Origin of the sequence: Streptomyces gelaticus (assembly GCF_014649535.1) — a bacterium.
GTDB classification, from domain to species: domain Bacteria; phylum Actinomycetota; class Actinomycetes; order Streptomycetales; family Streptomycetaceae; genus Streptomyces; species Streptomyces gelaticus.
In genome coordinates this window covers 153,420-179,486 of sequence record NZ_BMTF01000007.1, presented here as the reverse complement: position 1 = coordinate 179,486, position 26,067 = coordinate 153,420, and the positions used below count along the sequence as shown (strand labels likewise).

At 72.2% G+C, this 26,067-nt stretch carries 19 protein-coding genes and 2 pseudogenes; 9 read left to right on the top strand and 12 right to left on the bottom strand.

Features of this window, described 5'->3' with window-relative positions:
- Window positions 1-31: 31 nt before the first annotated feature.
- Window positions 32-880: a (2Fe-2S)-binding protein gene (locus IE107_RS13110; RefSeq protein WP_189543914.1), complete on the bottom strand. Its 849-nt coding sequence runs from the start codon at window positions 878-880 to the stop codon at window positions 32-34.
- 146 nt (window positions 881-1,026) lie between these two features.
- Between IE107_RS13110 and IE107_RS13105 the strand changes: the two genes are divergently transcribed.
- Entirely contained in the window at window positions 1,027-1,776 is a 750-nt protein-coding gene (locus tag IE107_RS13105) for a GntR family transcriptional regulator (RefSeq protein ID WP_189543913.1), read from the top strand.
- A 19-nt stretch (window positions 1,777-1,795) separates the two neighbouring features.
- Here IE107_RS13105 and IE107_RS13100 read toward each other — a convergent pair whose 3' ends face one another.
- Both IE107_RS13100 and IE107_RS13095 read right to left on the bottom strand, forming a co-directional pair.
- Window positions 1,796-2,581, bottom strand: a complete 786-nt coding sequence (locus tag IE107_RS13100) for a hypothetical protein (protein WP_189543912.1) — start codon at window positions 2,579-2,581, stop codon at window positions 1,796-1,798.
- Between the two features lie 162 nt (window positions 2,582-2,743).
- The gene (locus IE107_RS13095; protein ID WP_189543911.1) at window positions 2,744-4,474 is read right to left on the bottom strand and encodes a PucR family transcriptional regulator; all 1,731 of its coding nucleotides are present in this window, start codon (window positions 4,472-4,474) and stop codon (window positions 2,744-2,746) included.
- A 273-nt stretch (window positions 4,475-4,747) separates the two neighbouring features.
- Between IE107_RS13095 and IE107_RS13090 the strand changes: the two genes are divergently transcribed.
- From IE107_RS13090 to IE107_RS13070, 5 genes are all read left to right on the top strand, one after another.
- On the top strand, window positions 4,748-5,638 hold the full coding sequence (locus tag IE107_RS13090; RefSeq protein WP_189543910.1) for an FAD binding domain-containing protein: 891 nt from the start codon (window positions 4,748-4,750) through the stop codon (window positions 5,636-5,638).
- A gap of 2 nt (window positions 5,639-5,640) precedes the next feature.
- Window positions 5,641-6,234 (top strand): (2Fe-2S)-binding protein, encoded by a 594-nt coding sequence (locus tag IE107_RS13085; RefSeq protein WP_189543909.1) that lies wholly within the window; start codon window positions 5,641-5,643, stop codon window positions 6,232-6,234.
- A 2-nt stretch (window positions 6,235-6,236) separates the two neighbouring features.
- Window positions 6,237-8,621: a xanthine dehydrogenase subunit D gene (pucD, locus tag IE107_RS13080; RefSeq protein WP_189543908.1), complete on the top strand. Its 2,385-nt coding sequence runs from the start codon at window positions 6,237-6,239 to the stop codon at window positions 8,619-8,621.
- A 348-nt stretch (window positions 8,622-8,969) separates the two neighbouring features.
- Window positions 8,970-10,121: an XdhC family protein gene (locus IE107_RS13075; protein WP_189543907.1), complete on the top strand. Its 1,152-nt coding sequence runs from the start codon at window positions 8,970-8,972 to the stop codon at window positions 10,119-10,121.
- A gap of 104 nt (window positions 10,122-10,225) precedes the next feature.
- A complete protein-coding gene (locus tag IE107_RS13070) occupies window positions 10,226-13,984 on the top strand; it encodes a S8 family peptidase (protein ID WP_189543906.1) in 3,759 nt (1,252 codons plus the stop codon).
- A gap of 99 nt (window positions 13,985-14,083) precedes the next feature.
- Here the strand turns inward: IE107_RS13070 and IE107_RS13065 are convergent.
- Window positions 14,084-15,209 (bottom strand): annotated as a pseudogene (locus IE107_RS13065) (MFS transporter).
- On the opposite strand from IE107_RS13065, the gene IE107_RS35735 reads away from it, so the two are divergent.
- The gene (locus tag IE107_RS35735) at window positions 15,154-15,276 is read left to right on the top strand and encodes a hypothetical protein (RefSeq protein ID WP_268246596.1); all 123 of its coding nucleotides are present in this window, start codon (window positions 15,154-15,156) and stop codon (window positions 15,274-15,276) included. The pseudogene IE107_RS13065 and the gene IE107_RS35735 sit on opposite strands and share 56 nt — an antisense overlap.
- Before the next feature lie 275 nt (window positions 15,277-15,551).
- Here IE107_RS35735 and IE107_RS13060 read toward each other — a convergent pair whose 3' ends face one another.
- The gene (locus IE107_RS13060) at window positions 15,552-16,598 is read right to left on the bottom strand and encodes a hypothetical protein (RefSeq protein WP_189543905.1); all 1,047 of its coding nucleotides are present in this window, start codon (window positions 16,596-16,598) and stop codon (window positions 15,552-15,554) included.
- Between the two features lie 86 nt (window positions 16,599-16,684).
- On the opposite strand from IE107_RS13060, the pseudogene IE107_RS35730 reads away from it, so the two are divergent.
- Window positions 16,685-16,819: pseudogene (locus IE107_RS35730) on the top strand (dihydrofolate reductase family protein); the annotation flags it as partial.
- Between the two features lie 154 nt (window positions 16,820-16,973).
- Window positions 16,974-17,405, top strand: a complete 432-nt coding sequence (locus IE107_RS13050; protein WP_189543904.1) for a nuclear transport factor 2 family protein — start codon at window positions 16,974-16,976, stop codon at window positions 17,403-17,405.
- Window positions 17,406-17,471: 66 nt separating this feature from the next.
- Here IE107_RS13050 and IE107_RS13045 read toward each other — a convergent pair whose 3' ends face one another.
- The 7 genes from IE107_RS13045 to IE107_RS13015 form a co-directional block, all read right to left on the bottom strand.
- On the bottom strand, window positions 17,472-18,611 hold the full coding sequence (locus tag IE107_RS13045; RefSeq protein WP_189543903.1) for a zinc-binding dehydrogenase: 1,140 nt from the start codon (window positions 18,609-18,611) through the stop codon (window positions 17,472-17,474).
- A complete protein-coding gene (locus IE107_RS13040; RefSeq protein WP_189543902.1) occupies window positions 18,608-18,910 on the bottom strand; it encodes a putative quinol monooxygenase in 303 nt (100 codons plus the stop codon). The genes IE107_RS13045 and IE107_RS13040 overlap by 4 nt, the downstream gene beginning before the upstream one ends.
- A 5-nt stretch (window positions 18,911-18,915) precedes the next feature.
- Window positions 18,916-19,575, bottom strand: a complete 660-nt coding sequence (locus IE107_RS13035; protein WP_189543901.1) for a glycerol-3-phosphate responsive antiterminator — start codon at window positions 19,573-19,575, stop codon at window positions 18,916-18,918.
- A gap of 49 nt (window positions 19,576-19,624) precedes the next feature.
- Window positions 19,625-21,178 (bottom strand): FAD-binding oxidoreductase, encoded by a 1,554-nt coding sequence (locus IE107_RS13030; protein ID WP_189543900.1) that lies wholly within the window; start codon window positions 21,176-21,178, stop codon window positions 19,625-19,627.
- Window positions 21,175-22,848 (bottom strand): glycerol-3-phosphate dehydrogenase/oxidase, encoded by a 1,674-nt coding sequence (locus IE107_RS13025; RefSeq protein ID WP_189543899.1) that lies wholly within the window; start codon window positions 22,846-22,848, stop codon window positions 21,175-21,177. Before IE107_RS13025 ends, IE107_RS13030 begins: the two co-directional genes overlap by 4 nt.
- Window positions 22,849-22,922: 74 nt before the next feature.
- Window positions 22,923-24,494 (bottom strand): FGGY family carbohydrate kinase, encoded by a 1,572-nt coding sequence (locus IE107_RS13020; RefSeq protein WP_189543898.1) that lies wholly within the window; start codon window positions 24,492-24,494, stop codon window positions 22,923-22,925.
- A 94-nt stretch (window positions 24,495-24,588) separates the two neighbouring features.
- Window positions 24,589-26,043 carry an MFS transporter gene (locus tag IE107_RS13015; protein WP_189543897.1) on the bottom strand — a complete coding sequence of 485 codons (1,455 nt, stop codon included), beginning with the start codon at window positions 26,041-26,043 and terminating at the stop codon, window positions 24,589-24,591.
- Window positions 26,044-26,067: the final 24 nt, after the last annotated feature.

Below are 26,067 nucleotides of genomic sequence, written 5' to 3'. Positions count from 1 at the left end.
CGAATTGTACTACCCGCGCGAGTGGTGCTGATCAGTGAGCGGGCGTCAGCTTCCGTACCCGGTCGGCGTCGCAGGTGCGAGGGCAGGTGACGCAGGTGTCCTCGGGGCGCAGGGTGTAGAAGAGACAGCAGCTCGCCCGGTCGCGGGTGGGCAGCGACTCGCCGTCCGGCCCGGTCAGATCGCGGAAGCCCGCGGAGCCGACGTACGGCTTCGTGGTGCCCGGCAGGAGCGCCTCCAGCTCGGCCATCGCCCGTCGCTCCTCACCGAGCAGATGGGCGATGTACCAGAGTCCCTCGACGATCTCGTCCGTCGCCATGCCCCACAGTGCGCGTCTGCCGCGCCGCATCCGGGGTCCGAATCCGTCGAGCACCGGGCCGATGTGGTCGGCCACCGCCGCGAGCACCTCGGCCCGCAGCGCCGCCTCGTCGGGCACCACCCGGGCACCCGGCAGTACGGCCGCCGGGTCGTCCGGCAGGCAGGCGAACTCCCTCACGCGGAGGGTCAGATGGCCCAGCGCCCGCTGGAAGGCCACATCCGCGACGGGAATCCGGGGCACCCGCCGATGGAGGAACCAGGGCACCGTCACCAGCAGACAGGCGGGCCAGGCGTAGCGGTGCAGCCCGAAACTCGCGACCACGTCGGGCCGGGGCTCCTGCCCGTAGTCCCGCACCACCTGGGCGTGGTCCCAGGCGAGGAAGGCGTCGAGTGCGGCGCCGCCCGCCGCGAGCTCGTCCGCACCCACCCAGCCGGCGCCGCCGGGGGCGCTCTCGCCATCGCCCAGCACCCGTGCCCGGAGCCCGGGAAAGACCTCGGCCAGGCGTGCGTAGGCGTCCGTCACTGCGGACGCCGTGGTGCCGGGAAGCAGGGCGGGGAGTGTCATGCAGGGACCACCGAATCGCGACCGTTTGCAGGTTAGCCTTACCTTACCCGACCGGATCGATGTTTGAACTGCGGCCTCCTGCGCCTATCGTGCACAAAGGGCATGGCACGCGCGAGCCGCGCCGGCGGCAGGCCGAGGAGGTCCGAGTGGAGCAGGGCAGAGCGCGTGAGGCGTGCGGGACGGCCGCGCCCGTGACCGCCCCGGCGGTCGTCCGGGTGCCCGAACAGGCGCGCGGCGAGCACACCCACGGCGAGCCCCCCGCCCCACGGCCGGCGGTGCGGCGGCACTCGGTACGCGGCCAGATCCTGGAGGCGCTGCGCGCCGCCCTGGTGGACGGCCGGCTGGTTCCGGGCCAGGTCTATTCGGCGCCGGCCCTCGGTGCCCGGTTCGGGGTCTCCGCCACGCCGGTGCGCGAGGCGATGCAGCAGCTGGCCATCGAGGGCGCCGTCGAGGTCGTACCGAACCGCGGGTTCCGGGTGTCCGAGCGCGGCCCGCGCGAGCTCGCCGAGCTGGCCGAGGTGCGGGCCCTGATCGAGGTGCCCGTGATGCTGCGGCTGGCCCGCACCGTCCCGCCCGGCACCTGGTGCGCCCTGCGTCCACTGGCCGAGGCCACGGTGGCCGCCGCGGCCGTGGGCGACCGGGCGAGCTACGCCGAGTCCGACCGGGCCTTCCACGGCGCGGTCCTCGCGCTCTGCGGGAACGAGCAGCTGGTGCAGGTCGCCGACGACCTGCACCGCCGCTCCCAGTGGCCGCTGGAGAGCAACCCCGCCACCCGCCGCGCCGACCTCCTCGCCGACGCGGCCGAGCACACCGCGCTGCTCGACGCGCTGATCGCCCAGGACCTGGCCGTCGTGCAGTCGCTCGTACGGGAACACTTCACCGGCGCCGGAGGGTGACCGGGAGCGGCGCCCGCCCTCAGTTCGCCTCGGCCGTCTGTGCCGGAGGCGGGTCCAGATGCGGCGCCAGCCATGTCGGCACGCCGCCCAGCAGACGGAACAGCCGGCCTGCCTCGGCGCGCAGCCGGGTCGCCAGCTCGGGCTCCGGTTCGGAGTCCGCGAGGGCGATCAGGGCCGGGGCCGTACCGATCAGATAGCCCAGCTCTTCCCTGATCCGCAAGGACTCCGCGAAGCCGTGCCGGGCCTCCGCCAGCTCGCCCTCGCGCAGGGACAGCAGGGCGAGATGGCGCCAGGTGGAGGAGAGCAGCAGTGCGTCGCCCCGGGCGGTGGCCCCGGCGTGGGCCCTGCGGTACGCGGCACGCGCGGCCTGCGGTGAGTCGGCGATGTTCTGCGCGATCAGGCCCCGCCGGAAGTCCAGCAGCGGGCGGCCCGGGGAGGACGGGGCGAGCAGCGCGGCGGCCCGGCTCAGCGCGACACTGGCCTCGTCGGCCCGGTCGCGCACCCCCAGGAGTGTCGATGCGTACGCCAGGTGGCCGCGCTCGCAGGCGGCCGCGCCGCGTTCGTCGTCGTCGTGGGCCAGCGCCTCCGCGGTGCGCAGCGCGTCCTCGGCGTCGGTCCAGCCCTTTCCGGTGTACAGACACCGTTCGGTCAGCAGGGCGGTCCGCTGGAGCGCCGCGGCCGGATCGGTGCCGGCGCCCGGTTCGAGCAGTGCGGCGGCGTCCGTCCAGCAGGCACGCGACCGCAGCCGCCATACCGCTGTCTGGAGCGGCGGATCGTCATCGGCTGTCGTTCCGGAACCAGACATGGCGGTATGCGCCACATTGCCCTCCCCGAGCGCGCCATTGAGCTGTTGAGTCTGGCGGCATCTCAGCACGGATCGGCGCGCCGGGCCAAGGGTTCGTTCAATCTCAGGTGAAAGATTTCACAAACCGCCTCGGGCGCCAACAGCCGTGCCGGGGCCGGGAAATCAGCTCATACGCAGGGCGAGGAAGAAATCGAGCTTGTCCTCCAGGCGTGAAAGGTCCCGTCCGGTCAACTGCTCGATTCGCCCGACCCGGTAGCGCAACGTGTTGACGTGCAGGTGGAGCCGGGCCGCGCAGCGGGTCCACGAGCCGTCGCAGTCCAGGAACGCCTCCAGCGTCGGGATCAGCTCCGCGCGATGGCGCCGGTCGTAGTCGCGCAGCGGGTCGAGCAGCCGTGCGGTGAACGCGCGGCGCACGTCGTCCGGTACGAACGGCAGCAGCAGCACGTGCGAGGCCAGTTCGTGGTGTCCGGCCGCGCAGACCCGGCCGGGGCGGGCCGCCGCCACCCGGCGGGCGTGCCGGGCCTCCTCCAGGGCGCCGCGCAGCCCCTCGGGCGAATGGACGGCCGCGCTGACACCGAGTGTCAGCCGGCCGTCGTCGGCGAGGCCCGCGGAGAGCGGTTCGCGGACGGCGGCGAGCAGTACATCGGCATGGAGCGTGGGATCCTCGTGCGCTTCGCCGTGCGCGTCGTCCGCACCGGCGCCCCGATCCGCCGCGGGCCCGGTGACGGCGGGCAGCGGAACGAGGGCCACGGCCTCCTCGCCCGAATGGGCGACCGCGATCCGGTCCGCCGTGTCGGGGCCGGTGACCGCGGGGTCGACCAGGATCTCCTCCAGCAGCGCCTGGGCGACCGGGCCGCCCGGGACGGCGGAGGCGGCGGACCTGTCCTCCGCGCCGCCCCACTCGACCCGCGCCACCACGACCTGCCAGTGCGGCGCCGCCCCGAGGCCCGGCAGCAGCACCGGGGCCGCGACGCGCAGTCTGGCGGCGATCTCGGCCGGCTGGGCACCCGTCTGGACCAGTTCCAGGACCTCCTGGGCGAGCCTGCGGCGTACCGTACGGGCCGCGTCGCGCCGGTCCCGTTCGACGGCGATCAGCTGGGTGACGCCCTGGAGCAGGTCCAGCCGGGCCGGCGGCCAGTCGCCCGCGTCCGCCTCGACCGCGAGCAGCCAGTCGGAGAGCACCGACTCACGGACGTCGCCGGAGGCCGGGACGGCGCCGCGGCCGCTGTTCCGGATCGGGAAGAGCGAATACGTGGTGCCTTCGACCGTGGCCCGGTGCGGGGCCCGGCGGCCGGAACGCATGGCGGCCAGATGGTGGCCGGCCAGCGCGGCGCCGACCGGTCCGGGCAGTGACGTTTCACCGGCGCCCGCGATCTGCCGCCCGGTGGGGGAGAGCACCCAGGCATGCAGGTCCAGATCGGATCCGAGGAGATCCAGGACCACCTCGGGCCCGCCGCCCGCCGGGCCCGAGGTCATCAGCCTGCGGTGCCGGTCCACGACCGCGGCCAGATCGCCCGCCCGCTCACCGGACACCTGACGCACCACATGCTCGGTGATCGTCGCGAACGCGACGGTCTCGTGGACGGCGAAGAGCGGCAGCCGGTGCCGGTCACAGGCCTCCACCAGATCGCCGGGGATGTCGCCGAGCTCCGCCTCGCCCGCCGCGAGCCCGGCGACCCCGGCCCCCGCCAGGATCCGTACGAACGGCTCCGAGTCCGCCGCGTCCCGGCGCCAGGCGAGACCGGTGAGGACCAGCTCGCCCCCCGACAGGTAGCGGCTGGGATCCCGCAGGTCGGTGGTCATCACGCCACGGACCGAGCGGTCCAGCTCGTCCTCGCCGCCGAGCAGCCGCAGGCCCAGCGCGTCGGTGTCCAGCAGTGCGCGCAGCCGCATCTCGTCGCCGCCGATCTCTTTCGTTGGTGCGGGTGAAAATTGGGTATTGGGGTGAGGTCACTGATCCCCGCCATTCGTTCGAATCTACAAGACGAGGAGATCGGCCAGCCAACTCCTTCATGGTTTCGGTGACTGCACCGGGTGGAGCACGGCTTGTGTACTTGGGCCCGCATCGCGTCAACAACACATGAACGCAGAGTCGAGGGCCGATCGCACCCGGGGCCCCTCGTCGGTCCCCAGTGGACGACCCGATCGAGAAGAAGAGAGCCACTCATGGACTTCCTTCGCCCCGCCAGCTGGGAGGAGGCGCTCGCCGCCAAGGCCGCGCACCCGACGGCTGTGCCCATCGCGGGTGGCACCGATGTGATGGTCGAGATCAACTTCGACCACCGGCGGCCCGATCACCTCCTGGACCTGAACCGCATCGGAGAGCTGACCGAATGGGAGGTGGGCCGGGAGAACGTACGGCTCGGAGCCTGTGTCCCGTACAGCCGCATCATGGAGCACCTGCGGGCCGAGCTGCCCGGCCTCGCGCTCGCCTCGCACACCGTCGCCTCGCCCCAGATCCGCAACCGCGGCAGCGTCGGCGGCAACCTGGGCACCGCCTCGCCCGCCGGGGACGCCCACCCGGCCCTGCTCGCCGCGGGCGCCGAGGTAGAGGCCGAATCCGTACGCGGAACCAGGATGATTCCGATCGACGCCTTCTACACCGGCGTCAAACGCAACGCCCTCGAACCGGACGAGCTGATCCGGGCCGTGCACATCAAGAAGGCCGACGGGCCCCAGCAGTTCTCCAAGGTCGGCACCCGCAACGCGATGGTCATCGCCGTCTGCGCCTTCGGCCTGGCCCTGCACCCCGGGACCCGCACCGTGCGCACCGGCATCGGTTCGGCCGCCCCCACGCCCGTACGGGCGAAGGAGGCCGAGGAATTCCTGAACGCCGCGCTCGAGGAGGGCGGCTTCTGGGACAGCCGCGCGATCATCACCCCGTCCGTCGCCAAGCAGTTCGCCGCGCTCGCCGCCGGCGCCTGCAACCCGATCGACGATGTGCGCGGCACCGCGAGCTATCGCCGGCACGCGGTCGGGATCATGGCCCGCCGCACCCTCGGCTGGACCTGGGAGTCGTACCGCGGCAACGGCCGCAGCACCGAAGGAGCTGCCTGATCATGCGCGTCAATTTCACGGTCAACGGCCGCAGGTACGAGGCGGACGACGTCTGGGAGGGCGAGTCCCTCCTCTACGTGCTGCGCGAGCGAATGGGCCTGCCCGGCTCGAAGAACGCCTGCGAGCAGGGCGAGTGCGGCTCCTGCACGGTCCGCCTGGACGGTGTGCCGGTCTGCTCCTGCCTGGTCGCGGCGGGACAGGTGGAGGGGCGCGAGGTCGTCACGGTGGAGGGCCTCGCGGACTTCGCCGCCCACCGCGCCGAGCAGCACCCGGGCAGCGGCTGCGCCCCCGGCGCGTGCGGCACGGCGCTCGACCAGGCCCGGCGGTGGCAGGCGGATCCGGCCGGCGAGGAGGCCCGGGAAACGGGTGAACTCTCCCCGATCCAGCAGGCGTTCATCGACGCCGGAGCCGTCCAGTGCGGCTTCTGCACCCCCGGCCTGCTGGTCGCCGCCGACGAGCTGCTGGAGCGCAACCCGGAACCGTCCGACGCGGACATCCGCGAGGCGCTCTCCGGCAACCTCTGCCGCTGCACCGGCTACGAGAAGATCCTCGACGCGGTCCGCCTCGCGGCCGCCCGCGCGGAAGAAACGGTCTGACGATGGGCGTAACCGGCAACCCCACCAGCATCAACCAGGGCACCCGCACCAAGGGCGGCATCGGCGAGTCCACGCTCCGCCCCGACGGCATCCTCAAGGTCACCGGCGAGTTCGCGTACTCCTCCGACATGTGGCACGAGGACATGCTCTGGGGCCACACACTGCGCTCCACGTTCGCGCACGCCGAAATCGTCTCCATCGACACCTCGGAGGCACTCGCCACGTCCGGCGTCTACGCCGTACTCACCTACGACGACCTGCCGAGCACGGTGAAGAACTACGGCCTGGAGATCCAGGACACCCCCGTTCTCGCCCACGGCAAGGTCCGCCACCACGGCGAACCGGTGGCGCTGGTCGCCGCCGACCACCCGGAGACGGCCCGCCGCGCCGCCGCGAAGATCAGGATCGACTACCGCGAGCTGCCCGTCATCACCGACGAGGCCTCCGCCACTGCCCCCGACGCGATCCTCGTCCACGAGGGCCGCAGCGACCACCACGCCGGGCACGTACCGCACCCCAACATCGTCCACCGCCAGCCCATCGTCCGCGGCGACGCGGACGCGGCGGCGGCCCGCGCCGACGTCGTCGTGAGCGGTGAATACGTCTTCGGCATGCAGGACCAGGCCTTCCTCGGCCCCGAGTCCGGTCTGGCCGTGCCCGCCGAGGACGGCGGCGTCGACCTGTACGTCGCCACCCAGTGGCTCCACTCCGACCTGCGCCAGATCGCGCCGGTCCTGGGCCTGCCCGAGGACAAGGTCCGCATGACGCTCGCCGGCGTGGGCGGGGCCTTCGGCGGCCGCGAGGACCTGTCGATGCAGATCCACGCCTGCCTGCTCGCCCTGCGCACCGGCAAGCCGGTCAAGATCGTCTACAACCGGTTCGAGTCCTTCTTCGGACACGTCCACCGGCACCCGGCGAAGCTCTGGTACGAGCACGGCGCCACCCGCGACGGCAAGCTGACCCACATGAAGTGCCGCATCGTGCTGGACGGCGGCGCCTACGCATCCGCCTCCCCGGCCGTCGTCGGCAACGCCTCCTCGCTCTCCGTCGGCCCGTACGTCATCGACGACGTCGACATCGAGGCCATCGCGCTCTACACCAACAACCCGCCGTGCGGCGCCATGCGCGGCTTCGGCGCGGTGCAGGCCTGCTTCGCCTACGAGGCCCAGATGGACAAGCTCGCCGCCGAACTGGGCATGGACCCCGTCGAGTTCAGGCAGCTCAACGCCATGGAACAGGGCACCCTCCTGCCGACCGGACAGGTCGTCGACTCGCCCGCACCGGTCGCCGAACTGCTGCGCCGGGTCAAGGACATGCCGATGCCGCCCGAGCGGCAGTGGGAGGTGGCCGGAGAACAGGCCGACGTACGGGCCCTGCCCGGCGGGCTCTCCAACACCACCCACGGCGAAGGCGTCGTACGTGGCGTCGGCTACGCGGTAGGCCTCAAGAACGTCGGCTTCTCCGAGGGCTTCGACGACTACTCCACCGCCCGGGTGCGGATGGAGGCCGTCGCCGGCGAGCCGGTGGTGACCGTGCACACCGCCATGGCGGAGGTCGGGCAGGGCGGCGTCACCGTCCACGCCCAGATCGCCCGTACCGAACTCGGCGTCTCCCAGGTCACCATCCACCCGGCCGACACCCGGGTCGGCTCGGCCGGCTCCACCTCCGCGTCCCGGCAGACCTACGTCACCGGCGGCGCCGTGAAGCACTCCTGCGAGGCCGTCCGCGAGAAGGTACTGGAGATGGGCCGCCGCAAGTTCGGTACGTTCCACCCCGCGTGGGCCACCGCCGAACTGCTCCTGGAGGGCGGCAAGGTCGTCACCGACGGCGGCGAGGTGCTGGCCGACCTGGCCGACGTACTGGAGGACGAGGCGGTCGACATCGAGCTGGAGTGGCGCCACCGGCCCACCGAGGCGTTCGACCTCCGTACGGGACAGGGCAACGGCCATGTCCAGTACTCCTTCGCCGCCCACCGCGCGGTCGTGGAGGTCGACACCGAACTCGGCCTGGTCAAGGTCGTCGAACTGGCCTGCGCCCAGGACGTCGGCAAGGCCCTCAACCCGCTCTCCGTCGTCGGTCAGATCCAGGGCGGCACCATCCAGGGCCTGGGCATCGCGGTGATGGAGGAGATCGTCGTCGATCCCAGAACCGCGAAGGTCAGGAACCCGTCCTTCACGGACTACCTGCTCCCCACCATCCTCGACACACCGGCCATCCCGGTCGATGTTCTCGAACTCGCCGACGACCACGCCCCGTACGGGCTCCGCGGCGTCGGCGAGGCACCCACCCTGTCGTCGACCCCGGCCGTCCTCGCGGCGATCCGGAACGCGACGGGCCTGGAGCTCAACCGGACGCCGGTGCGCCCCGAGCACCTCACCGGCACCTGAGCCGCGGCTCCATCCGAACTCTCCGGGCGGTGCGTGCCTTCCAGGAACGTCACACTTCCGCCGCCCGCACCGCCCGGAGAACCGCCGTGCCGCAGAACCGCGGCACGGCGGCAACAGCAGTGCGGGTGACGCCGCACAGGCACCACGGCACACGTCCGACCTCGCATTCCGTGAAGTGGGCGCCTTCATGCGGGTGTTGACCGGCGTGTTCGTCGTGTACTTCGCACTCGGCCCGATCGAGAGCCGGATCGGCGCCGAGTAGAACCGGAAAACCGGCACGGAGCCGGACGCGGTCCGCGCCCGGCCCCTCCCGCCGCCCCTCCCCACATCCGTAGAAGGAGAATCGCCATGCTGGACATCGCCGAAGAGCTCAACCGGTGGGTCGAGCAAGAACGCGACTTCGCCGTGGCCACCGTCGTGGCGGTCGGCGGCAGCGCGCCCCGGCAGCCCGGAGCCGCGCTCGCCGTCGACCGCGACGGCACGGCGATCGGATCGGTCTCCGGCGGGTGTGTGGAGGGCGCCGTGTACGAACTGTGCGGGCAGGCGCTGGACGACGGCACCGCGGTGCGCGAACGGTTCGGCTACAGCGAGGAGGACGCCTTCGCGGTCGGACTGACCTGCGGCGGCGTCATCGACATCCTGGTGACACCGGTCCGTGCGGACGACCCCGCACGGGCGGTGTTCGCCGCGGCGTTCGCCGCCGCCGCGCAGGGGGCGGCGGCGGCCCTCGCCAGGGTCACCGACGGACCGGCGGAACTCCTCGGGCGCCCCCTGCTCGTCCACCCCGACGGCTCGTACGAGGGCGGGCTCGGCGGACATCCGGAGCTGGACCGCACCGCCGCCGCCGACACCCGCGCCATGCTGGACGCGGGCCGCACCGGCTCCGTCGTCATCGGAGCCGAGGGCTCGCGCTGCGGACAACCCCTCACCCTGCTCGTCGAATCGAGCGTCCCACCGCCCCGGATGATCGTCTTCGGGGCCATCGACTTCGCCTCCGCACTGGTCCGCGCGGGCAAGTTCCTCGGGTACCACGTGACCTTGTGCGACGCCCGCCCGGTCTTCGCCACGAAGTCGCGCTTCCCCGAGGCCGACGAGCTGGTCGTCGACTGGCCGCACCGCTACCTCGCGGCGACCGAGGTCGACGCGCGCACCGTCCTGTGCGTCCTCACCCACGACGCCAAGTTCGATGTCCCCCTGCTGGAACTGGCGTTGAGGCTGCCGGTCGCGTATGTCGGGGCGATGGGATCGCGCCGCACTCATCTGGAGCGCAACGACCGGCTGCGCGAGGCCGGCGTCACGGAGCTGGAACTGGCCAGGCTGCACTCACCGATCGGCCTCGATCTCGGAGCACGTACCCCCGAGGAGACCGCGCTCTCGATCGCCGCTGAAATCGTCGCCGACCGGCGCGGCGGCAGCGGCGTACCGCTCAAGGGCGCGCACACCCCGATCCATCACGAAGCGGGCGAGCCGCCGGCAGCCGTGATCACATCCGTGGCCTGAACCGGCCCCCCGGCTGTGACCGCTGCGGGCGGATTGCCGCCACGGCGGCTTCACGCCAGGTGCGAACTCGACCGTAGCCATGGTTTTGCCGGTAGATCAGCTGCATGACATTCACTCCCTCCTCCGCCTCCGGCCGGGCGAGACCCGCTCGTGCGGGACGCAGGGCTCTGCTCATGGCGACCTCGGTCGCCCTGGTGAGCGGCGCACTGCTTCCCGCGGCGGGATCCGCCTCCGCTGTCCCGGCCCGCCCCGGGCCCACCGACCACCGGGCCGCCGCCCCGGTCAAGGAGTACGACATCACCCTGCTCACGGGCGATGTCGTGCACTACACCGACGGTGCCGGCAAGCAGGACACCGTCACCGTGGACCGCCCCGACGGCGCGACCGGCGGGGTGCATGTCCAGCAGGCCGGCAACGACATCTACGTACTTCCCGACGAGGCCGGCCCGCTGCTCGCGGCCGGGAAGCTGGACCGCAGGCTGTTCAACGTCTCCGCCCTCGCCGAGATGGGGTACGACGACAAGAGCTCGGGCGGCATCCCGCTGATCGCCACCTACCCGGCGGGCAAGGGCCGTTCGCTGCCCGTCGCCCCCAGGGGTGCCAAAAAGGTCCGCACCCTCGAAAGCATCCACGGCGCCGCGCTGAAGGCCGGCAAGGACACCGCCCGCACCTTCTGGAACGGCATCACCGGTGCCCCCGGGGCCCGTTCGCTGGACGGCGGCATCGCCGAGCTCTGGCTCGACGGCCGGGCGGAGGCGTCGCTCAAGGACTCCGTGCCGCAGGTCAACGCCCCACAGGCCTGGGCCGAGGGATACGACGGCAAGGGCTCCAAGGTCGCCGTCCTGGACACCGGCATCGACGCCACGCACCCGGACGTCAAGGACCGCATCCTCGGGACCAGGAGCTTCGTACCGGGCGAGGAGGCCGTCGACCGCAACGGCCACGGCACGCACGTCGCCTCCACGATCGCCGGCTCCGGCGCCGCCTCCGAGGGCGTCAACAAGGGCGTAGCCCCGGGCGCCGGCCTGATCATCGGCAAGGTGCTCAGCGACGAGGGCTTCGGCGCCGACTCCGGCATCATCGAGGCCATGGAGTGGGCGAAGGCCGAGGGCGCCGACGTCGTCTCGATGAGCCTCGGCTCCAGCATCCCGGACGACGGCTCCGACCCCATGTCCCAGGCGGTCGACGCCCTTTCCGCCGACGGCGGTCCGCTGTTCGTGGTCGCCGCGGGCAACGCCTACGGCGAGGGCACCATCGGCTCGCCCGGCTCGGCCGCGAAGGCGCTCACCGTCGCCGCCGTCGACAAGCAGGACCACCGTGCGCCCTTCTCCTCGATGGGCCCGCTCGTCGGGTCCTACGGTCTGAAGCCCGACCTCTCCGCACCCGGCGTGGACATCAACGCGGCCGCCTCGCAATCGGTCCCGGGCGTCGACGGGATGTACCGGTCGATGTCCGGTACGTCGATGGCGACCCCGCATGTCGCGGGCGCGGCCGCCGTTCTGAAGCAGCGCCACCCCGACTGGTCCGGGCAGCGGATCAAGGCCGCGCTGATGAGCTCGTCCAAGGTGCTGCCGGACCACACCCCGTACCAGCAGGGCACCGGCCGGCTCGATGTGAAGGCGGCGGTCGACACCACGATCGAGGCCACCGGCTCCGTCGAGGTCGCCTCGTACGACTGGCCGCACTCCCCGTCCGACCCGGTCGCCGAGCGGACCATCACGTACCGCAACACGGGCGCGAAGGACGTCACGCTCGACCTGGCCACGGACACGGACGACGACGCCTGCACCCTCTCGGTGAAGCAGCTGACCGTCCCGGCCGGCTCCACCGCCGAGACCGTGCTCTCGCTGGACCCGTCGAAGGTCGCGAACAACACGCAGTTCTCCGGCCAGGTCGTCGCCAAGGACGCGGCGGGCACCACCGTCGCCCACACCGGCTTCGCCCTGAACAAGGAGCAGGAGCTGTACGACCTGACGCTCGAGCTCCGCGACCGCGACGGCAAGCCGATGGACGGCACCGTCGTCCTCGGCGCGCTGGGCGACCCGCAGCTGCAGCCCGTCGCGGTCCCCGGCGAGACCACGCTGCGGCTGCCTCCGGGCAACTACACCGCCTGGGCGGCGGCGGACGTCGCCGGTGACCGGGCCGACTCCAAGGCGCTCGCCTTCCTCGCGGCCCCCGAGATCATCCTCGACAAGGCGTCCACGGTCACCCTCGACGCGTCCGAGGCCCGCAGGATCGGGGTGCGGACACCGAAGGAGACCGAGACCAGGCAGCTGCGATACGACATGGCACGTACCGCACCGGACGGCACGGTCCAGCGCGACGCCTACCAGATCCCGCTGATGTACGACCAGCTCTGGGCGAGCCCCACGAAGAAGGTCACCCAGGGCAGCTTCTCCTTCCTGACCCGCTGGCGGCAGGGCGAGAAGCTGATCGATCTGACCGCGGACGGCCGTGATGTCCCGGTGACCGCGCAGGTCGGTTCACCGGTCGCGGAGAGCAGCACGAAGAACCTCGCCGCCGTCTTCGCGGGCAACGGCGCCGCGGCCGACTACAAGGGCCTGGACGCCAAGGGCAAGGCGGTCGTCATCCGCCGCAGCGACGCGGTCGCCCCGGCCGACCGGGCCGCCAACGCGGTGGCCGCGGGAGCCGAGGCGCTCCTCGTCGTCAACGACGGCGACGGCGTCCTGCTGGAGTCGTACGCCCCCTACGGAAGCGAGACCGCCGTCCCGGTCGCCTCCGTCCAGCGCCTCGCGGGCGAGAGTCTGATCGACTCGGCCCGGCGCGGCTCGAAGGTGACGGTCGCGCAGCGGAAGTTCGCCCGCTACGTGTACGACCTGGTCGACCGCCACGACGGCGTCATTCCGGACCGGTCGCTGGAGTACGCCCCGTCGGCCCGGCAGCTGGCGAAGGTGGAGAACACCTTCTACGGCCACAAGGACATGCTCGGCGGCGGCTACCGCTACGACATACCGGACTACGGTCCGGGCATCGGCTTCGAGGAGTACGAGAAGTTCCCCGGCACCCGCGACGAGTGGGTCACCCCGCTCCCGGGCGCCTCCTTCTGGTACGAGAACCACTCGGTCCTCAACGCCACGGCAACGGACTTTGCCCAGGAGATGCGCAGCGGCAAGCTGGACTACACGGCCGGCCGCACCTACCCGGCCCAATGGTTCGCACCGATCACCCGCCCGCGTCTGGGGACCGGCTACTGGGGTCCGTTCCGGTCCGTCCACAACGACATCCAGTTCAACTTCACCCCGTGGACGGACTCCGGCGCGGGCCACTCGGGCGCCATGCCGGAGGACGAGTACGACACCACCACCACGGCCTTCTACCAGGGCGACACCCTGATCAAGAAGGTCGCGGGCCGGGCCGGCTTCGCCTGGGACGTCTCGCCCGAGAAGCTGCCGTACCGCTTCGTCCTCGACTCCGGCCGGGACAGCGACCTGTGGCGGACCTCCACCCGCACCCACACCGAGTGGAACTTCGTCTCGGGCGCGATGGACGAGAACGGCCCCTTCCAGGCCGACATCCCGATGCTCCAGCTGGACTACCGGGTCGACACCGACCTGTCCGGCGACGTGCGGGCCGGCCGGTGGACCGAGGTCGGTCTCTCCTCCGGTACGCAGGAGTGGCTGGACGGTGCGGTGAAGGCCACCGGGGCCTCGCTGTCGGTCAGCTACGACGACGGGGAGACCTGGGAGGCGGTGCAGCTCCGCAAGGACGCGGCCGGTTCCTGGACCGCCCGGTTCAAGACCCCGAAGAAGGCCGGCTCGTTCGTCTCGCTCAAGGCGCACGCCGAGGCGGCCGACGGGCTGGGCATCGACCAGGAGATCATCCGGGCCTTCGGTCTGAAGTGACCCGCTGAGCCCCGCCCGCGAGGCGGCCGCACACTCCCCGGCGGGGTGCGCGGCCGCCTCCTTCCGGCATCCGGGGCCCCAACCGCGTCATCGGTTCGGTCAGCGCTCTCGGCGCAGCCCCGGCCGGCCGACCGCGCCGCGCGCCACCACGGCCGCACACAGCAGCGGAGGCACCGCCGCGACCGCGAAACAGACAGCAGGCGGGAACCGGTCCACCAGCAGACCCACCGCCGCGGTGCCCACCGACGCCCCGGCGTTGAACGCGGTGTTCACCCAGGCACCCGCCTGGGTGCGGTTGCCCGCGCCCACGGACTCGTCCGCAATGAGGTACGCGGTGGTCAGCGCGGGCGCGACGAACAGCCCCGCCACCGCGGCGAGCGCGGCCAGCACGTACACACCGGACGACAGCCCGGCCCCGACCACGGCCGCGCCCAGTCCGGCGGCCAGCAGCGGCAGCCGCGCCCGGTTCGACGCCCGCCAGGAGACGGCGCCATGGGCGAGTCCCCCGACCGCGCCTCCGGCCGAGAGCGCGGCCAGCACCCACGACACGGCTCCCGCGCCCTGGTGACGCTGCTCGGTGAATGCCACCACCAGCAGGTCCAGGCCTCCCAGGCACAACCCCATGGCCGCCGTCACCAGCACCGCGTGCCGCATCCCGATGAGGCCGAGCAGCCGCCGCCCGCCCGGTGTGCCGTCCGGCCCGGCCGCCTTGTCGTCGGACGGTGCCGCGCCCACAGCACGTACCGCCGGTGAGGACACCAGCGCCAGCGTGCCCACGAGGATCAGCGCGGCGCTGATCGCCACACCGGCCGCCGGTGAGGCGGACTTCACCACCACCCCCACCAGCAACGGACCGCTGACGAAGAGGAGTTCCTCGGCGACACCGTCCAGGCTGTAGGCGCGCCGCAGCAGTTCCCGGTCGGCGACGAGACCGCTCCACAAGGTCCGCATCACCGGCCCCAGCGGTGGTGTACAGGCCCCCGCCGCGGCGGCCAGCGCCCCCCAGCAGGAACACCGAGGCCCCCGGCCGCCAGGCGGCGTGGGCGAGGGCGGCGAGCAGGACCGCGTAGACCCCGGCCATCGGCGGCAGGACCCGGCGCGGCCCGTACCGGTCGATCAGCGCGGCACGGGCGGGGGAGAGGAAGACACTGGTCGCCCCGAAGAGCGCCATGACGGCACCGGCGGCGGAGTACGAGCCGGTGCTCGCGTTCACCGCCAGCATCAATGAGAGCGAGACCATCCCGTACGAGAGCCGCCCCAGCAGAGCGGCACCGAAGGTGCGGGCGGCGTGAGGGGTGCGCAGGACGGTGGCGTACGAAGGCGTGCGCGAAGGCACGGGCGATGGCGAAAGCATCGATACGTTCCTCGTGAGGGCAGCGCGACAGAGGGCGCTGCGGGTATGCGGGGACACCGGAGTGCCGCACCCGGTGGAAGCGGGGGGCGCGGTCAGTACGGGGTCCTACGCACGGGAGAGGAACATGCCGGTCAAGGTATCAGGGCGACCGGCGCGGGTGGAGGGAGAGTTCGGCGTCCCGGCGGGCGCGCCGCCTGCCGGGCACCGTCCGCGTCATCCGGTGGTGCGGGAGGTGCCGGTGCCGGCTGCCAGGATCCGCTCGGCGGTCCGCCGGAGTCCGGGGAGGAAGGCGATGACCTCTTCGCCCCGGCGGAGAAGATCCTCGGTGGACGTCACGCCGAGATCGGCGACCGCCGCCCGGAAGGCCGGGAGTCGTGCATGGTGCAGTTCGGGGGCGTCCGCGGCCAGTACGGTGTGACATCGCGCGAAGGTCGCGATGATCCAGAACACCGCTTCACGGTGGTCGCCCCGATCGATGAGGTGCCGACTGCCGTCGATGGCGACCGGCCGTGCCCCGGCGGTGATGTCGCCGCTGAAGAAGAACGGTGTGCGGGCCACCTCCGCGGCGGCGTCGAAGGTGCGGGCCAGCTCGTCCAGATGACGGCCCGTGCTGCGTGCCGACAGCCGCGCGCACCCCAGGAGCTCCAGCAGCTGCGGGTACAGCTGCGACTGCCCGTAGGCGTCGAGGACCTCGCGGGCCGCCGGATACCGCAGCCGGACCGTGGGGTTGCGCAGGGCGGCGACCAGCAGGACATGGGTGGTCACCCCGGTCGGGAACAGCCAGGACGTCACCTGCTCGTGGAACGGCGCCGAGGCGTCGAAGGCCGCCAGGCGCGTCTCGATCCGGCGCTCGGCGTCCAGGCACCTGCGGCGCACCCAGCTCCGCTCGGCGAACCGGCGGGACACGTCCGCCCGCAGCTCGCGCAGCCGGCCGGTCGGGTCGTCGATGACCGTGTCACGGCGGAAACTCCCCGCCAGGTGGTAGGAGGAGAGCACCCCCTCCGCCGAGGCGAGCTCGTCCCACGACAGATGGCTGACCTCCAGCAGCGCTCCCCGGAAGCGGAATTTGCCCGGCCCGACCGGCAGGTCCGGTGCCGCGGTGACGACCACCACGTCCACGTCCGAGAACGGGGACAGCTCGGCGTCGTCCGGCAGGCCCACCGTGGAACCGCTGAAATAGGCGCCGCGGAAGCCGGGATCGGGCCGGGCATGCTCGGTGACCCACTGGACCGCGGCCGATCGGGCCGTACCGACTCTCATGCCGAACCTCCTTCCGGGCCGCGGGAACGCACCGGCCGAAGCGATGCCGCTTCGACGCGATCAGCGTATGCCGGTCCCGCCCCGCCTTGCCCCGGCTCGACCTGATCGACGAGTACCGCATCCATGTCCATCCGGTCCTCATCGGCCGGGGCGAACCCCTGTTTCCGGCCTCGGCGGTCCGGACCGGCCTCCAGCCGGCCGGTACCCGGGAGTTCGGCAACGGGGTCGTGCTGCTTCGTCACGACCCCGGGCGGTTGCTCCAGCGGAATGAACTCCCCGGGCCGCGACGGTGCGACCGGTGCTGTGCCGGGCCGCCCGGGGAGCTCTCCCCGTATAACTGCCGCACCGTCGAGAGATCTCACGAAAGGACCGGCGATGACGCTGGGAGTCGAGGACCGTCTGGACATCACCGATCTGCTCGCCCTGCACGGGCACTTGGTCGACAACGACGAAATGGACCGGCTGGACGAGCTGTTCACCGACGACATCGTCTACGAGGCCTCGAACCTCGGACACGGAGAGCTGCGCGGGCTGGCCGCCTTCCGGGACATGGCGCGGGCGCGGGCGGGCACGCCGGGCGCGCCCGTCGGCCATCACGTCACCAACATCGTCCTCACCGAGGCCGGGGAGGGCCGGGTCCACGCACGGTCGAAGGGGATCGGTGTCGGCGTGGACGGTGAGTGCGGAAGCGTGACCTACGAGGATGTCATCGTGCGCGGCGAGCGGGGATGGCGCATCAGCCGCCGCAAGATCACCCTGCACTTCTCGCCCGCCGCCGCACCGGGGACCGAGGAGGCCGACAGCTGATGGCCGGTGGCCGGCGGCGCCCCTTCGACAACCAGGGGCGCCGCCGGACGGGCCGCGGTTCGGGTCTCAGGCGTTCAGCATGCCCGAGGTGTCGATGACCTGGCGGATCGCCCGGCCCGAAGCCAGCTCCTCCAACGCCGTGTTGATGTCGCTCAGCGGCAGCGTGCCCGTGTGCATCAGCTCCACCGGCATCAGGCCCGCCCGCCACAGGTCGAGGAACCTCGGGATGTCGCGGCGCGGCACCGCGTCCCCCATGTACGAGCCCAGCAGGGACTTGCCCTCGCCCGCGAACGCCAGGGCCGGCACCTCAAGCACCCGGTCGGGGGCGGGCAGGCCCACCGACACGACCTTGCCACCCCGGGCCACGGCGCTCAGGCACTCGGCCATGACCTTGGGGCTGCCCACCGCCTCCACCGCCGACTCGGCTCCCCCGGAGGTGAGTTCGCGGATCTGCCGTACCGCGTCGTCGGGGGCGTACGCATGCGTGGCACCCAGCCGGAGCGCCAGCTCGCGCTTCTCCTGGACCGGGTCGACCGCGACGATCGGGTACGCACCCGCAGCGCGGGCGCCCAGCACCGCGGAGAGGCCCACCCCGCCCAGGCCGTAGACCACCGTCGACTGCCCCGGACGCAGGGCCGCCGTGTTGATCACCGCGCCCGCGCCCGTCAGCACCGCGCAGCCGAACATCGACGCCACGGCGAACGGGACGTCCTTGGGGATCGGGACCACCGACTCCTGGGCCAGCACCGCGTGTTCGGAGAACGCGGAGACGCCCAGCTGGTGGTGGACCGGGTTGCCGTCGGCATCGGTCAGCAGCGACGGGCCGTGCAGCAGCGCACCCGAGCCGTTCGCCGCCGCGGCCTGTGCGCACAGGGCCGGCCGGCCCTGTGCGCAGTCGCCGCAGAAACCGCAGCTCGGCACGAAGACCAGCGCCACATGGTCGCCGGGGGAGACCCGGTCGACGCCCGGTCCGGTCTCGTGGACCACGCCCACCGCCTCGTGCCCCAGCGCCATCGGCAGCGGGCGGACCCGGTCGCCGTTGACCACCGAGAGGTCCGAGTGACAGAGCGAGGCGGCCGCGATCCGGACGAGCACCTCGCCCTCGCGCGGGGCACCCAGCTCCAGCTCCTCCACCTCGACCGGACGGGTGCCGGAGTACGGGCGGGCCGTCGATGTCCCGCGCAGCACCACCGCACGGGTCTTCACGCCGCCACCTCCGGACGCGGGGCGCAGCGCAGCACGTCCCGGCTCTCCAGCAGCGGGACGACCTTGCCGAGCACGATCTCCTGGAAGTGCGCAGTGGCGCAGTGCGTGGTGAAGTCGGCCTCGGAGGCGTACTCCTCGTACAGCACGATCGCGCGCGGGTCCTCGGTGCCCTGGTGGACCCGGTAGGCGAGATTGCCGGGCTCCTTGCGGGAGGCGGCGGCCATCGTGTCGAGCAGGGGCAGGACGGTGTTCTCCTCGCCCTGCTTGGTGCGGTAGCGGGCTACGACCACATATGTCATGGGGGTTACTCCTGGGGTACGGCGGGCCTCTTCAGGGCGGCGGGCGGGACCGGCGGCAGCTGGTCCCGGCGCAGACTCCACAGACGGGGGTCGGACGTGGCGGCGGCGGCCGACCCGAGGGCCAGCGCCAGCGCCACGTCCGCGGGGGATTCCACGAAGCCCGCGGCCACCGACGGGGACATCGCGCGCTGTGCCTGCGCGCTCATCCGGGTGATGATCGGGGCGGGCATGATCTCGACCAGGTCCGGTGCCCCGCGCGAGATCGCGTCCGTGGAGCGGCGCAGATTGGACCGGTCGGTGACGAACACCTTCATCATCGTCAGCAGGCCGAGCGGGCGGCCCTTCTCTATGAGGGAGAGCCGGGTGCTGACCACGCCGTGCGCGCCCATGTTCTTGATGAACTCCAGCGCGCCCCGGTCCTGAGCCAGACCGGGGCTGCTGTCCACGTTCACGAACACGGTCTTCCCCGCCCGGCCCAGCGCCGGCACGACCTGGGGCAACTGCCCCACCGCGAACGAGGCGAGGATGCACACCTTGGCCGGTGCGGTCAGGAACTGCCGCAGCGGCTGGGTGCCGACGACCGACGCGACGACCGGTACCTCGGCGAACGCCGCGGTGAGCCGGGGGTCGAGCGGGGCGGCGGACCGGGAGGGGGAAGGGGTCATGGCAAGAACCTGCCTGGGGAGGGAGGGGTTCGTGGCTGCTGGCCTGGCGTCAGCTCAGCGGAGACGTACCGAATCGGCTGGGAAGGCCCAGTTTGCCAGGGTTGAGGATGCCGGCCGGGTCCAGGGCCTTCTTCACCGCGATGAAGGTCGCGAAGCCCGCTCCGAGGGATTCCTCCAGGTAGGGGCCGCGCAGCAGACCGCAGCCGTGGTGGTGGCTGAGCGCCGCCGCGTGCTTGATCAGTACGGCGTTGGCGGCGTCCCACACCGAGCGGTACCACTCGCGGCGCGACTCGGGAGCCACGTCACCGCGCAGCGAGAAGTAGACGCAGGCGCCGTCGGTGTACGCGTGGGACTGGTGCGCCGAGGCGGCCAGGGTGCCGTCCACCGACTGGATCGCGGCCACCACCTCGTCGTAGATCACCGGGAGGTCGGTCCAGGACGCGGCCATCTCCAGGGTGTCGGCGACGAAGCCGGGGCCGGGCTTGAAGCCGTCGGCGGACTTGCCGACCAGCATCCGCTCGTCCAGCCAGCGCTCGAAGACCGCCTTGCTGTCCAGCTCGGGGCCGTACTCCTCGCAGACCTCGGCCGCCACCTTGATCGAGGCGTCGACGATGGCCGGGTCGCCCTCGTCGGCGACGAGCAGGAGGTTGGTCTCCGGGTGGCCGAAGTGGGTGCCCGACTCCAGGGTGTCGTACAGCCGCAGGACGGCCGGGGTCGCACCGCGCTGCATGATCCTTCGGCAGGCGTCCAGGCCTTCCGCGAAGGTCTTGAAGCCGTACGCCACGGCGTTGGCGTACTCCGGCAGCGGGTGGACCCGCAGCCGGGCCGAGACGATGACGCCGAGGGTGCCCTCGGAGCCGACGAACAGCTGGCGCAGGTCCGGGCCGACCGCGGCGCGCGCGTAGTCGCCGTAGGTGGCCCGCGTACCGTCCGCGTGCACCACGTCCACGCCGACGACCATGTCCTCGATCTTGCCGTACCGGGTGGAGAGCTGGCCGGCGCCCCGGCAGGCGATCCAGCCGCCGACCGTCGACACGGCGAAGGCGGACGGCCAGTGGCCGGTGGTGACGCCGTACTCCTCCTGGAGCTGCTTCTCGAAGAGGTCGCCGAACATGCCGGCCTGGACGTCCACGATGTTCGACTCGGCGTCGAAGCCGGTGATCTCGTTCAGTCCGCAGACGTCCAGGACGACGCCGCCGAAGACGGGCAGCGCCGCGCCTGTGACGTTGGAGCGGCCGGCGGACGGGGTGACCGGGACACCGGCCTCGTGGCAGATCCGCAGCACGGCCGCGACCTGGTCGGCGTCGGCCGCCTCGACGATCACGGCGTCAGGCGTCGCCGGACGGCCCTCGGTCTCGCCGATCATCGAGCCGGCCCACCAGTCACGGGTGCGGGTGACGACCTCCTCGCGGGCGGTGTGCACCGCGTGCGCGGCCTCGCGCAGCGCCTCGATCACGGTCTCGGGCACCTCGATCGGGTTCACCTGGAGGGCGGCCTCGCCGTCCCCGACCGGGGTGTTCTGCGCCCACTTGGCGAAACTGGGGGCGCCGATCGTGTAGTTGCCCCGGTTGAACGGGTGGGTGATGGTCTGACGGCTGATCATGCTGCTGCCCCTTCGAGGAGTACGGACTTTTCGTGACGGACGGCTGCGAGGTACTCGGAGACCGAGCGCTCCACCTCGGCCTGGGAGAGGTTCAGTTCCTGGCCGAGGATCGCGCCGACGGCCCCGGCGGCGTCGACGGAGGCGTCCCGGGCGAACAGCCGGGCGCGCAGCCGCCGGGAGAGCACGTCGTCGACCGAGCGCGCCAGTTCGGCGCGGGCGGCGTACACGACCTCCGCCTTGGTGTACGGGAGTCCCGTGACGATCGGCTCGGCCAGCGCCGGGTCGTCCTGGATCAGGTCGCCGACGAACCGGGCCTCGGTGCCGAAACGTTCGCCGAGGTGTGCGGCGATGCCGCCGGAGGCCGCGACGGCCTCGGCGTCGTAACCGGCACCGCCGAGCAGCGGGAGGTCGGTGGTGCGGCTCTTCCCCTTGCGGCCGAGGACCGTCATCACCTTGTCGATGACGAGCTCGCCCATGTGCCGGCTGGTGGTGAGCTTGCCGCCGGTCACCGTCACCATGCCGGTGCGGCCGACGGTGATGTGGTGGTCGCGGCGCATGTCGAGGGTCGCGCCCTCCTTGCCGCCGACCAGCGGGCGCAGGCCGCCGATGGAGCCGACCACGTCGTCCGGGGTGAGCTTCCCCTCGAAGGCGGTGTTGGCGCCCTCCAGCAGGAAGTCCATCTCCTCGCGGGTGCAGTGCACATCGTCGGGGGAGCCCCGGTAGTCCTCGTCGGTGGTGCCGAGCACGACGCTGTTGCCCCAGCGGGTGCAGGTCGCGCGGCGGGCCCGGCCGGGGATCGGCACGGTGACCGTGCAGTTGATCCGCACCTTGTCCCACGGCACCACGATGTGAACGCCCTTGGCGGGCCTGACCTGCGGCTTGTGGCCGTCGTCCGCCTTCGCGTCGAGCTCGTCGGTCCATACACCGGTGGCGTTGACGACGGCCCGCGCCCGGATGTCGAAGGTGTCGCCGTCCGCCGAGACCCGGGCGCCGGCCACCCTGCCCGTCTGCATCAGCAGACCCTCGGCCCGTGCACCGTTCAGGATCGTCGCACCGAGCGCCGCCGCGGTCCGGACGATGGTCAGCACGAGGCGGGCGTCATCGGTACGGGCGTCGAAGTACATCAGCCCGCCCTTGAGGTTCTCCGCACGCAGCGTCGGTGCCTGCGCGAGGACCTCGGGAACGGTGAGCCGCTGGTGCAGCTTGCCGATCCGCCAGCCGCCCACCAGGTCGTACGTCCACAGCAGGCCCTCGAAGCCCTTGGCGAGGCGGGCGTCGAAGATGCCCTCCTTCTCCAGGATCGGGAAGAGGAACGGCAGCCGGTGCACCAGGTGCGGGGCGTTCCTGCGGAAGCGGTGCCGCTCCAGGAGCGAGTGGCGGACCAGATTGACATTGCCCTGCTCGATGTAGCGCAGGCCGCCGTGCACCATCTTCGAGGACTTCGAGGACGTACCGGAGGCGAAGTCGTCCTTCTCGACCAGCGCCGCGCGCAGCCCGCGCGAGGCCGCGTCGAGAACGGCGTACGCCCCGGTGATGCCGCCGCCGATGACGAGCACGTCGTACGTGTCGTCGGCCAGCCGGCGCTTGAGGGCCGCCCGGTCGAGCAGCAGGGGCGTTCGGCGGGTCGCCGCGGCGCTGCGCCGCGGCTTCCGGGCGGGCATGGTGATCACAACATCAACTCCTGGTGTTTCGGTGCGGCGGCCGCGTGGTCGGTACGGGCCGCCGGGTGACGGTCGGGGGGCCGTCAGTGGGGGGTGTGAGGTTCGGGGTCCTGCAGGGGGCGCAGGGCGGGGTCGTTCAGGTGGGCGATGAGCACGTCGCGCCAGGCGGACCGCTGTGCCGTGCGCTCGGCCGCGGTGATCGAGGGCTCGAAGATCCGGCCGAGCGGCTGTGCCTCGACGACCTCTTCGAGCGAGGACCACAGACCCTGGGTGACACCGGCGAGATACGCGGTGCCCCGCAGGCTGGCGGTGGCGGAGTCGGAGACCCGCTCCAGCGGCAGACCGGTCAGGTCGGCCTGGATGCGCATGAGCGGGTCGCTGCCGGAGACACCGCCGCCGACCCGCAGCCGGGTGAACGGTGTGCCCATGGTGTCGGCGACCCCGTCGATCAGGTCGCACACCGAGTGCGCGATCCCGTCGAGCACGGCGCGGGCGAGATCGGCGCGGGTGGTGGCGAGGGTGAGCCCGGTGAGGGATGCGGTGGCCTCCGGGTGCCAGACCGGCGTACGGACCCCGGCGAGCGCCGGGACGAAACGCGGGGTGCGGCCCGGCCGGGTGGGGACCCGGCCCGCCTCCTCACCGAGCTCCTTCGGTGATGCGAACAGGCCCAGGTCGTCGCAGAGCCAGCGCAGCGCCGAGCCCGCGGTGGAGGTGTACGCCTCCAGGCTGAAGTGGCTGATGTCGCCCTGCCGCCGGCCTGGCTGGGCGAGCACCCCGGAGATGTCCGGCCGGGGCAGGGCGGGCGTGGTGCCGGTCGCCGCGTCGACGAAGGCACCGGTCCCGTAGACGCACATGCCCTGCCCCGCGGCGAGGCCGCCGAGCGCGACGAGTGCGGCGTGCTGGTCGCCCATGGAGGCGGCCAATGGGACGGCGATCCCGAGGGCGGCCGGGTCGGTGGTGCCGAATCCGGCGTCGTCGGAGCGGAGTTCCGGGAGCAGGTCGAGCGGGAAGCCGAGGTGGCTGATCCACTCCTCGTCCCAGGCGTGCCGCTCCAGCAGATAGCCACCGGTGGAGGCGGCGTTCGTCGGCGTCGTGGCGTGCACGGCGCCGCCGGTGAGCCGCCAGATCAGCCAGGTGTCGACGGTGCCGAAGAGCAGTCGGCCCTCACGGTGCGCGGCGGCCGCCTCCGGGTGCGCGGCGATCTGCCGGGCGGCCCAGAGGAACGGCGCGCGGGCGCCGACCGGACGGCCCTGGCGGGCCAGCAGGGCGGCGTCCCACTCCGTCTCGTACGCGGTGAGATCGGCCGCGTACCGCCGGTCCTGCCACACCACCGCAGGCAGCAGCGGCTGCCCGGTCACCCGGTCCCACAGCATCGCGGTCGCCCGCTGGGTGGAGAGCGCCACCGCGGTGATCTCGATGCCCTCCTCGCGGGCCCGGCCGACGGCCCGGCGCGCCACCTCGACGGTGGCGGACCAGATCTCCATCGGGTCCTGCTCGACCGAGAGGTCGTCCGGATGGCTGACCTTGATCGACCGGTAGAACACCTCGTGGGCGGCCCCGGAATCGAGGACGACTCCGGCCCGGGTGCCGGTGGTGCCCTCGTCGATGGACAGCACACCGCGCCGTGGGGCGGCGCCGGGGAACGTCTGCGTCATTGCAGCCCTTTCATTGCGAGCATCGCGAGCGAGCCGTGCGGAGGGGGAGAGAGGGGAGGGGACCATCGTGTGGTGCGACAGGCCCGGCGGCCGGTCAGCGCGCGGTCAGGGACTGTGCGGATTCCGAGGGACCCGCCTGGGCGGCGCCGGTGGCCCGGTCCTGCCCGGCGACCTCGTCGGGGGACGCGGCCTTCGTCGGGTCCCACTTGATCGCCAGGCAGGTGATCAGGCCGAGCAACGGCACGACGGAGAGCGCCAGGAAGGTGTCGGCGAGTCCCAGCGAGTCCTTGATCTGCGGGAAGACGTACAGCCCGACGACACTGCCGAAGCTGCCGACCATCCCGGTGACACCGGTGCCGAGCGCCCGGACGTCGCTGCTGTACGAGAGCGCGGCGATGGACTTGCCGTTGGCGCCGGGCCCCGCGGAGTGGCAGAGGATGAACAGCACCGGCAGCAGGAACGCCACGGCCGTGGGCACCTTCTCGAAGGTCAGCCCCATCGCGAGCAGCGCCACGAAGACACCCGCGAAGCCGGCGGCGGAGCTGAGCCGCAGTCCCAGCCGGCGGCCGAAGTAGGCGGAGAGGAGCCCGCCCGCGATACCGAAGGCGTTGAAGACCATCGAGCCGATCGTCGCCTTCTCGAAACTCTCGCCGAAGATCGTCAGGCTGATCAGCGGGAGGTACCAGCCGACCGCGAAGTACTGCATCGACTGCCCGAGCGAGATGACCGAGGAGAGGATCGTGCGCGGCAGGTACTCGCCCTTGAAGAGCAGTCCGGCCTGGCGGAAGCCGATGGCGGGCGCCTCGGTGGCGGCGCGGGTCGCCTCGTCGGGCTTCCCGGCGACGGCCTCGATCCGGTAGATCTTCTCCAGGTTGACGACGGCCTCGTCCAGCCGTCCCTTGCTCGCCAGCCATGTGGGGCTCTCCCGCAGCATCAGCCACTGGCCCACGAGCAGAACGGCGGCGACGACCGCGGCCGAGCCGACCGACCAGCGCCAGATGTCCGCGCCGACGTCCAGGTTGAAGAAGAGCAGGGCGAGCGCGAGGTTGCTGGTGGTGGCGACGTACCAGACGGCCTGCCACAGGTTCAGCCGGCCGCCCAGCTTCGCGGGGGTGTACTCGGCGAGCAGCGCCATGGCGACGGCGAAGTCGATGCCGTACGCGACACCCACCAGGACCCGGCCGAGCCAGACGACGGTGAAGTCACCGGCGAAGGCGGCCAGCAGGGCGCCCGCGATGGCGAACACCTTGGCGATGAGCAGCGGGGGGACGCGGCCGATCCGGGTGGCCAGCCAGCCGCCGACCGGGTTGAAGATGATCGCCAGGGCCGGAGCGGTGGCCGTGAGGATCGAGACCTGGGTGCTGGTGAGCTCCATCTGGGACGTCATCGGCCCCAGACCGGCGCTCAGCGCGGCGTTCGAATAGGCGTCGAGGAACAGCCCGCCGAACACGAGAAACCAGATGACCTGCGCCCGGCCGGTGATCTTTCCCAGCCCATCGATGAGCGCAACGACGTCGGCGACGCCTTTGACGCTCGGACGTTGTGCCATGAATCCGCCTTCGAGGAAGACCCA

What these genes read in the sequence shown, in the direction of transcription:
- IE107_RS13110 (WP_189543914.1), bottom strand. Translation starts at nt 880, where the DNA reads ATGACACTCCCCGCCCTGCTTCCCGGCACCACGGCGTCCGCAGTGACG.
- IE107_RS13100 (WP_189543912.1), bottom strand. Translation starts at nt 2,581, where the DNA reads ATGTCTGGTTCCGGAACGACAGCCGATGACGATCCGCCGCTCCAGACA.
- IE107_RS13095 (WP_189543911.1), bottom strand. Translation starts at nt 4,474, where the DNA reads ATGCGGCTGCGCGCACTGCTGGACACCGACGCGCTGGGCCTGCGGCTG.
- IE107_RS13090 (WP_189543910.1), top strand. Translation starts at nt 4,748, where the DNA reads ATGGACTTCCTTCGCCCCGCCAGCTGGGAGGAGGCGCTCGCCGCCAAG.
- IE107_RS13085 (WP_189543909.1), top strand. Translation starts at nt 5,641, where the DNA reads ATGCGCGTCAATTTCACGGTCAACGGCCGCAGGTACGAGGCGGACGAC.
- pucD (WP_189543908.1), top strand. Translation starts at nt 6,237, where the DNA reads ATGGGCGTAACCGGCAACCCCACCAGCATCAACCAGGGCACCCGCACC.
- IE107_RS13075 (WP_189543907.1), top strand. Translation starts at nt 8,970, where the DNA reads ATGCTGGACATCGCCGAAGAGCTCAACCGGTGGGTCGAGCAAGAACGC.
- IE107_RS13070 (WP_189543906.1), top strand. Translation starts at nt 10,226, where the DNA reads ATGACATTCACTCCCTCCTCCGCCTCCGGCCGGGCGAGACCCGCTCGT.
- IE107_RS35735 (WP_268246596.1), top strand. Translation starts at nt 15,154, where the DNA reads ATGACGGCACCGGCGGCGGAGTACGAGCCGGTGCTCGCGTTCACCGCC.
- IE107_RS13060 (WP_189543905.1), bottom strand. Translation starts at nt 16,598, where the DNA reads ATGAGAGTCGGTACGGCCCGATCGGCCGCGGTCCAGTGGGTCACCGAG.
- IE107_RS13050 (WP_189543904.1), top strand. Translation starts at nt 16,974, where the DNA reads ATGACGCTGGGAGTCGAGGACCGTCTGGACATCACCGATCTGCTCGCC.
- IE107_RS13040 (WP_189543902.1), bottom strand. Translation starts at nt 18,910, where the DNA reads ATGACATATGTGGTCGTAGCCCGCTACCGCACCAAGCAGGGCGAGGAG.
- IE107_RS13035 (WP_189543901.1), bottom strand. Translation starts at nt 19,575, where the DNA reads ATGACCCCTTCCCCCTCCCGGTCCGCCGCCCCGCTCGACCCCCGGCTC.
- IE107_RS13030 (WP_189543900.1), bottom strand. Translation starts at nt 21,178, where the DNA reads ATGATCAGCCGTCAGACCATCACCCACCCGTTCAACCGGGGCAACTAC.
- IE107_RS13020 (WP_189543898.1), bottom strand. Translation starts at nt 24,494, where the DNA reads ATGACGCAGACGTTCCCCGGCGCCGCCCCACGGCGCGGTGTGCTGTCC.
- IE107_RS13015 (WP_189543897.1), bottom strand. Translation starts at nt 26,043, where the DNA reads ATGGCACAACGTCCGAGCGTCAAAGGCGTCGCCGACGTCGTTGCGCTC.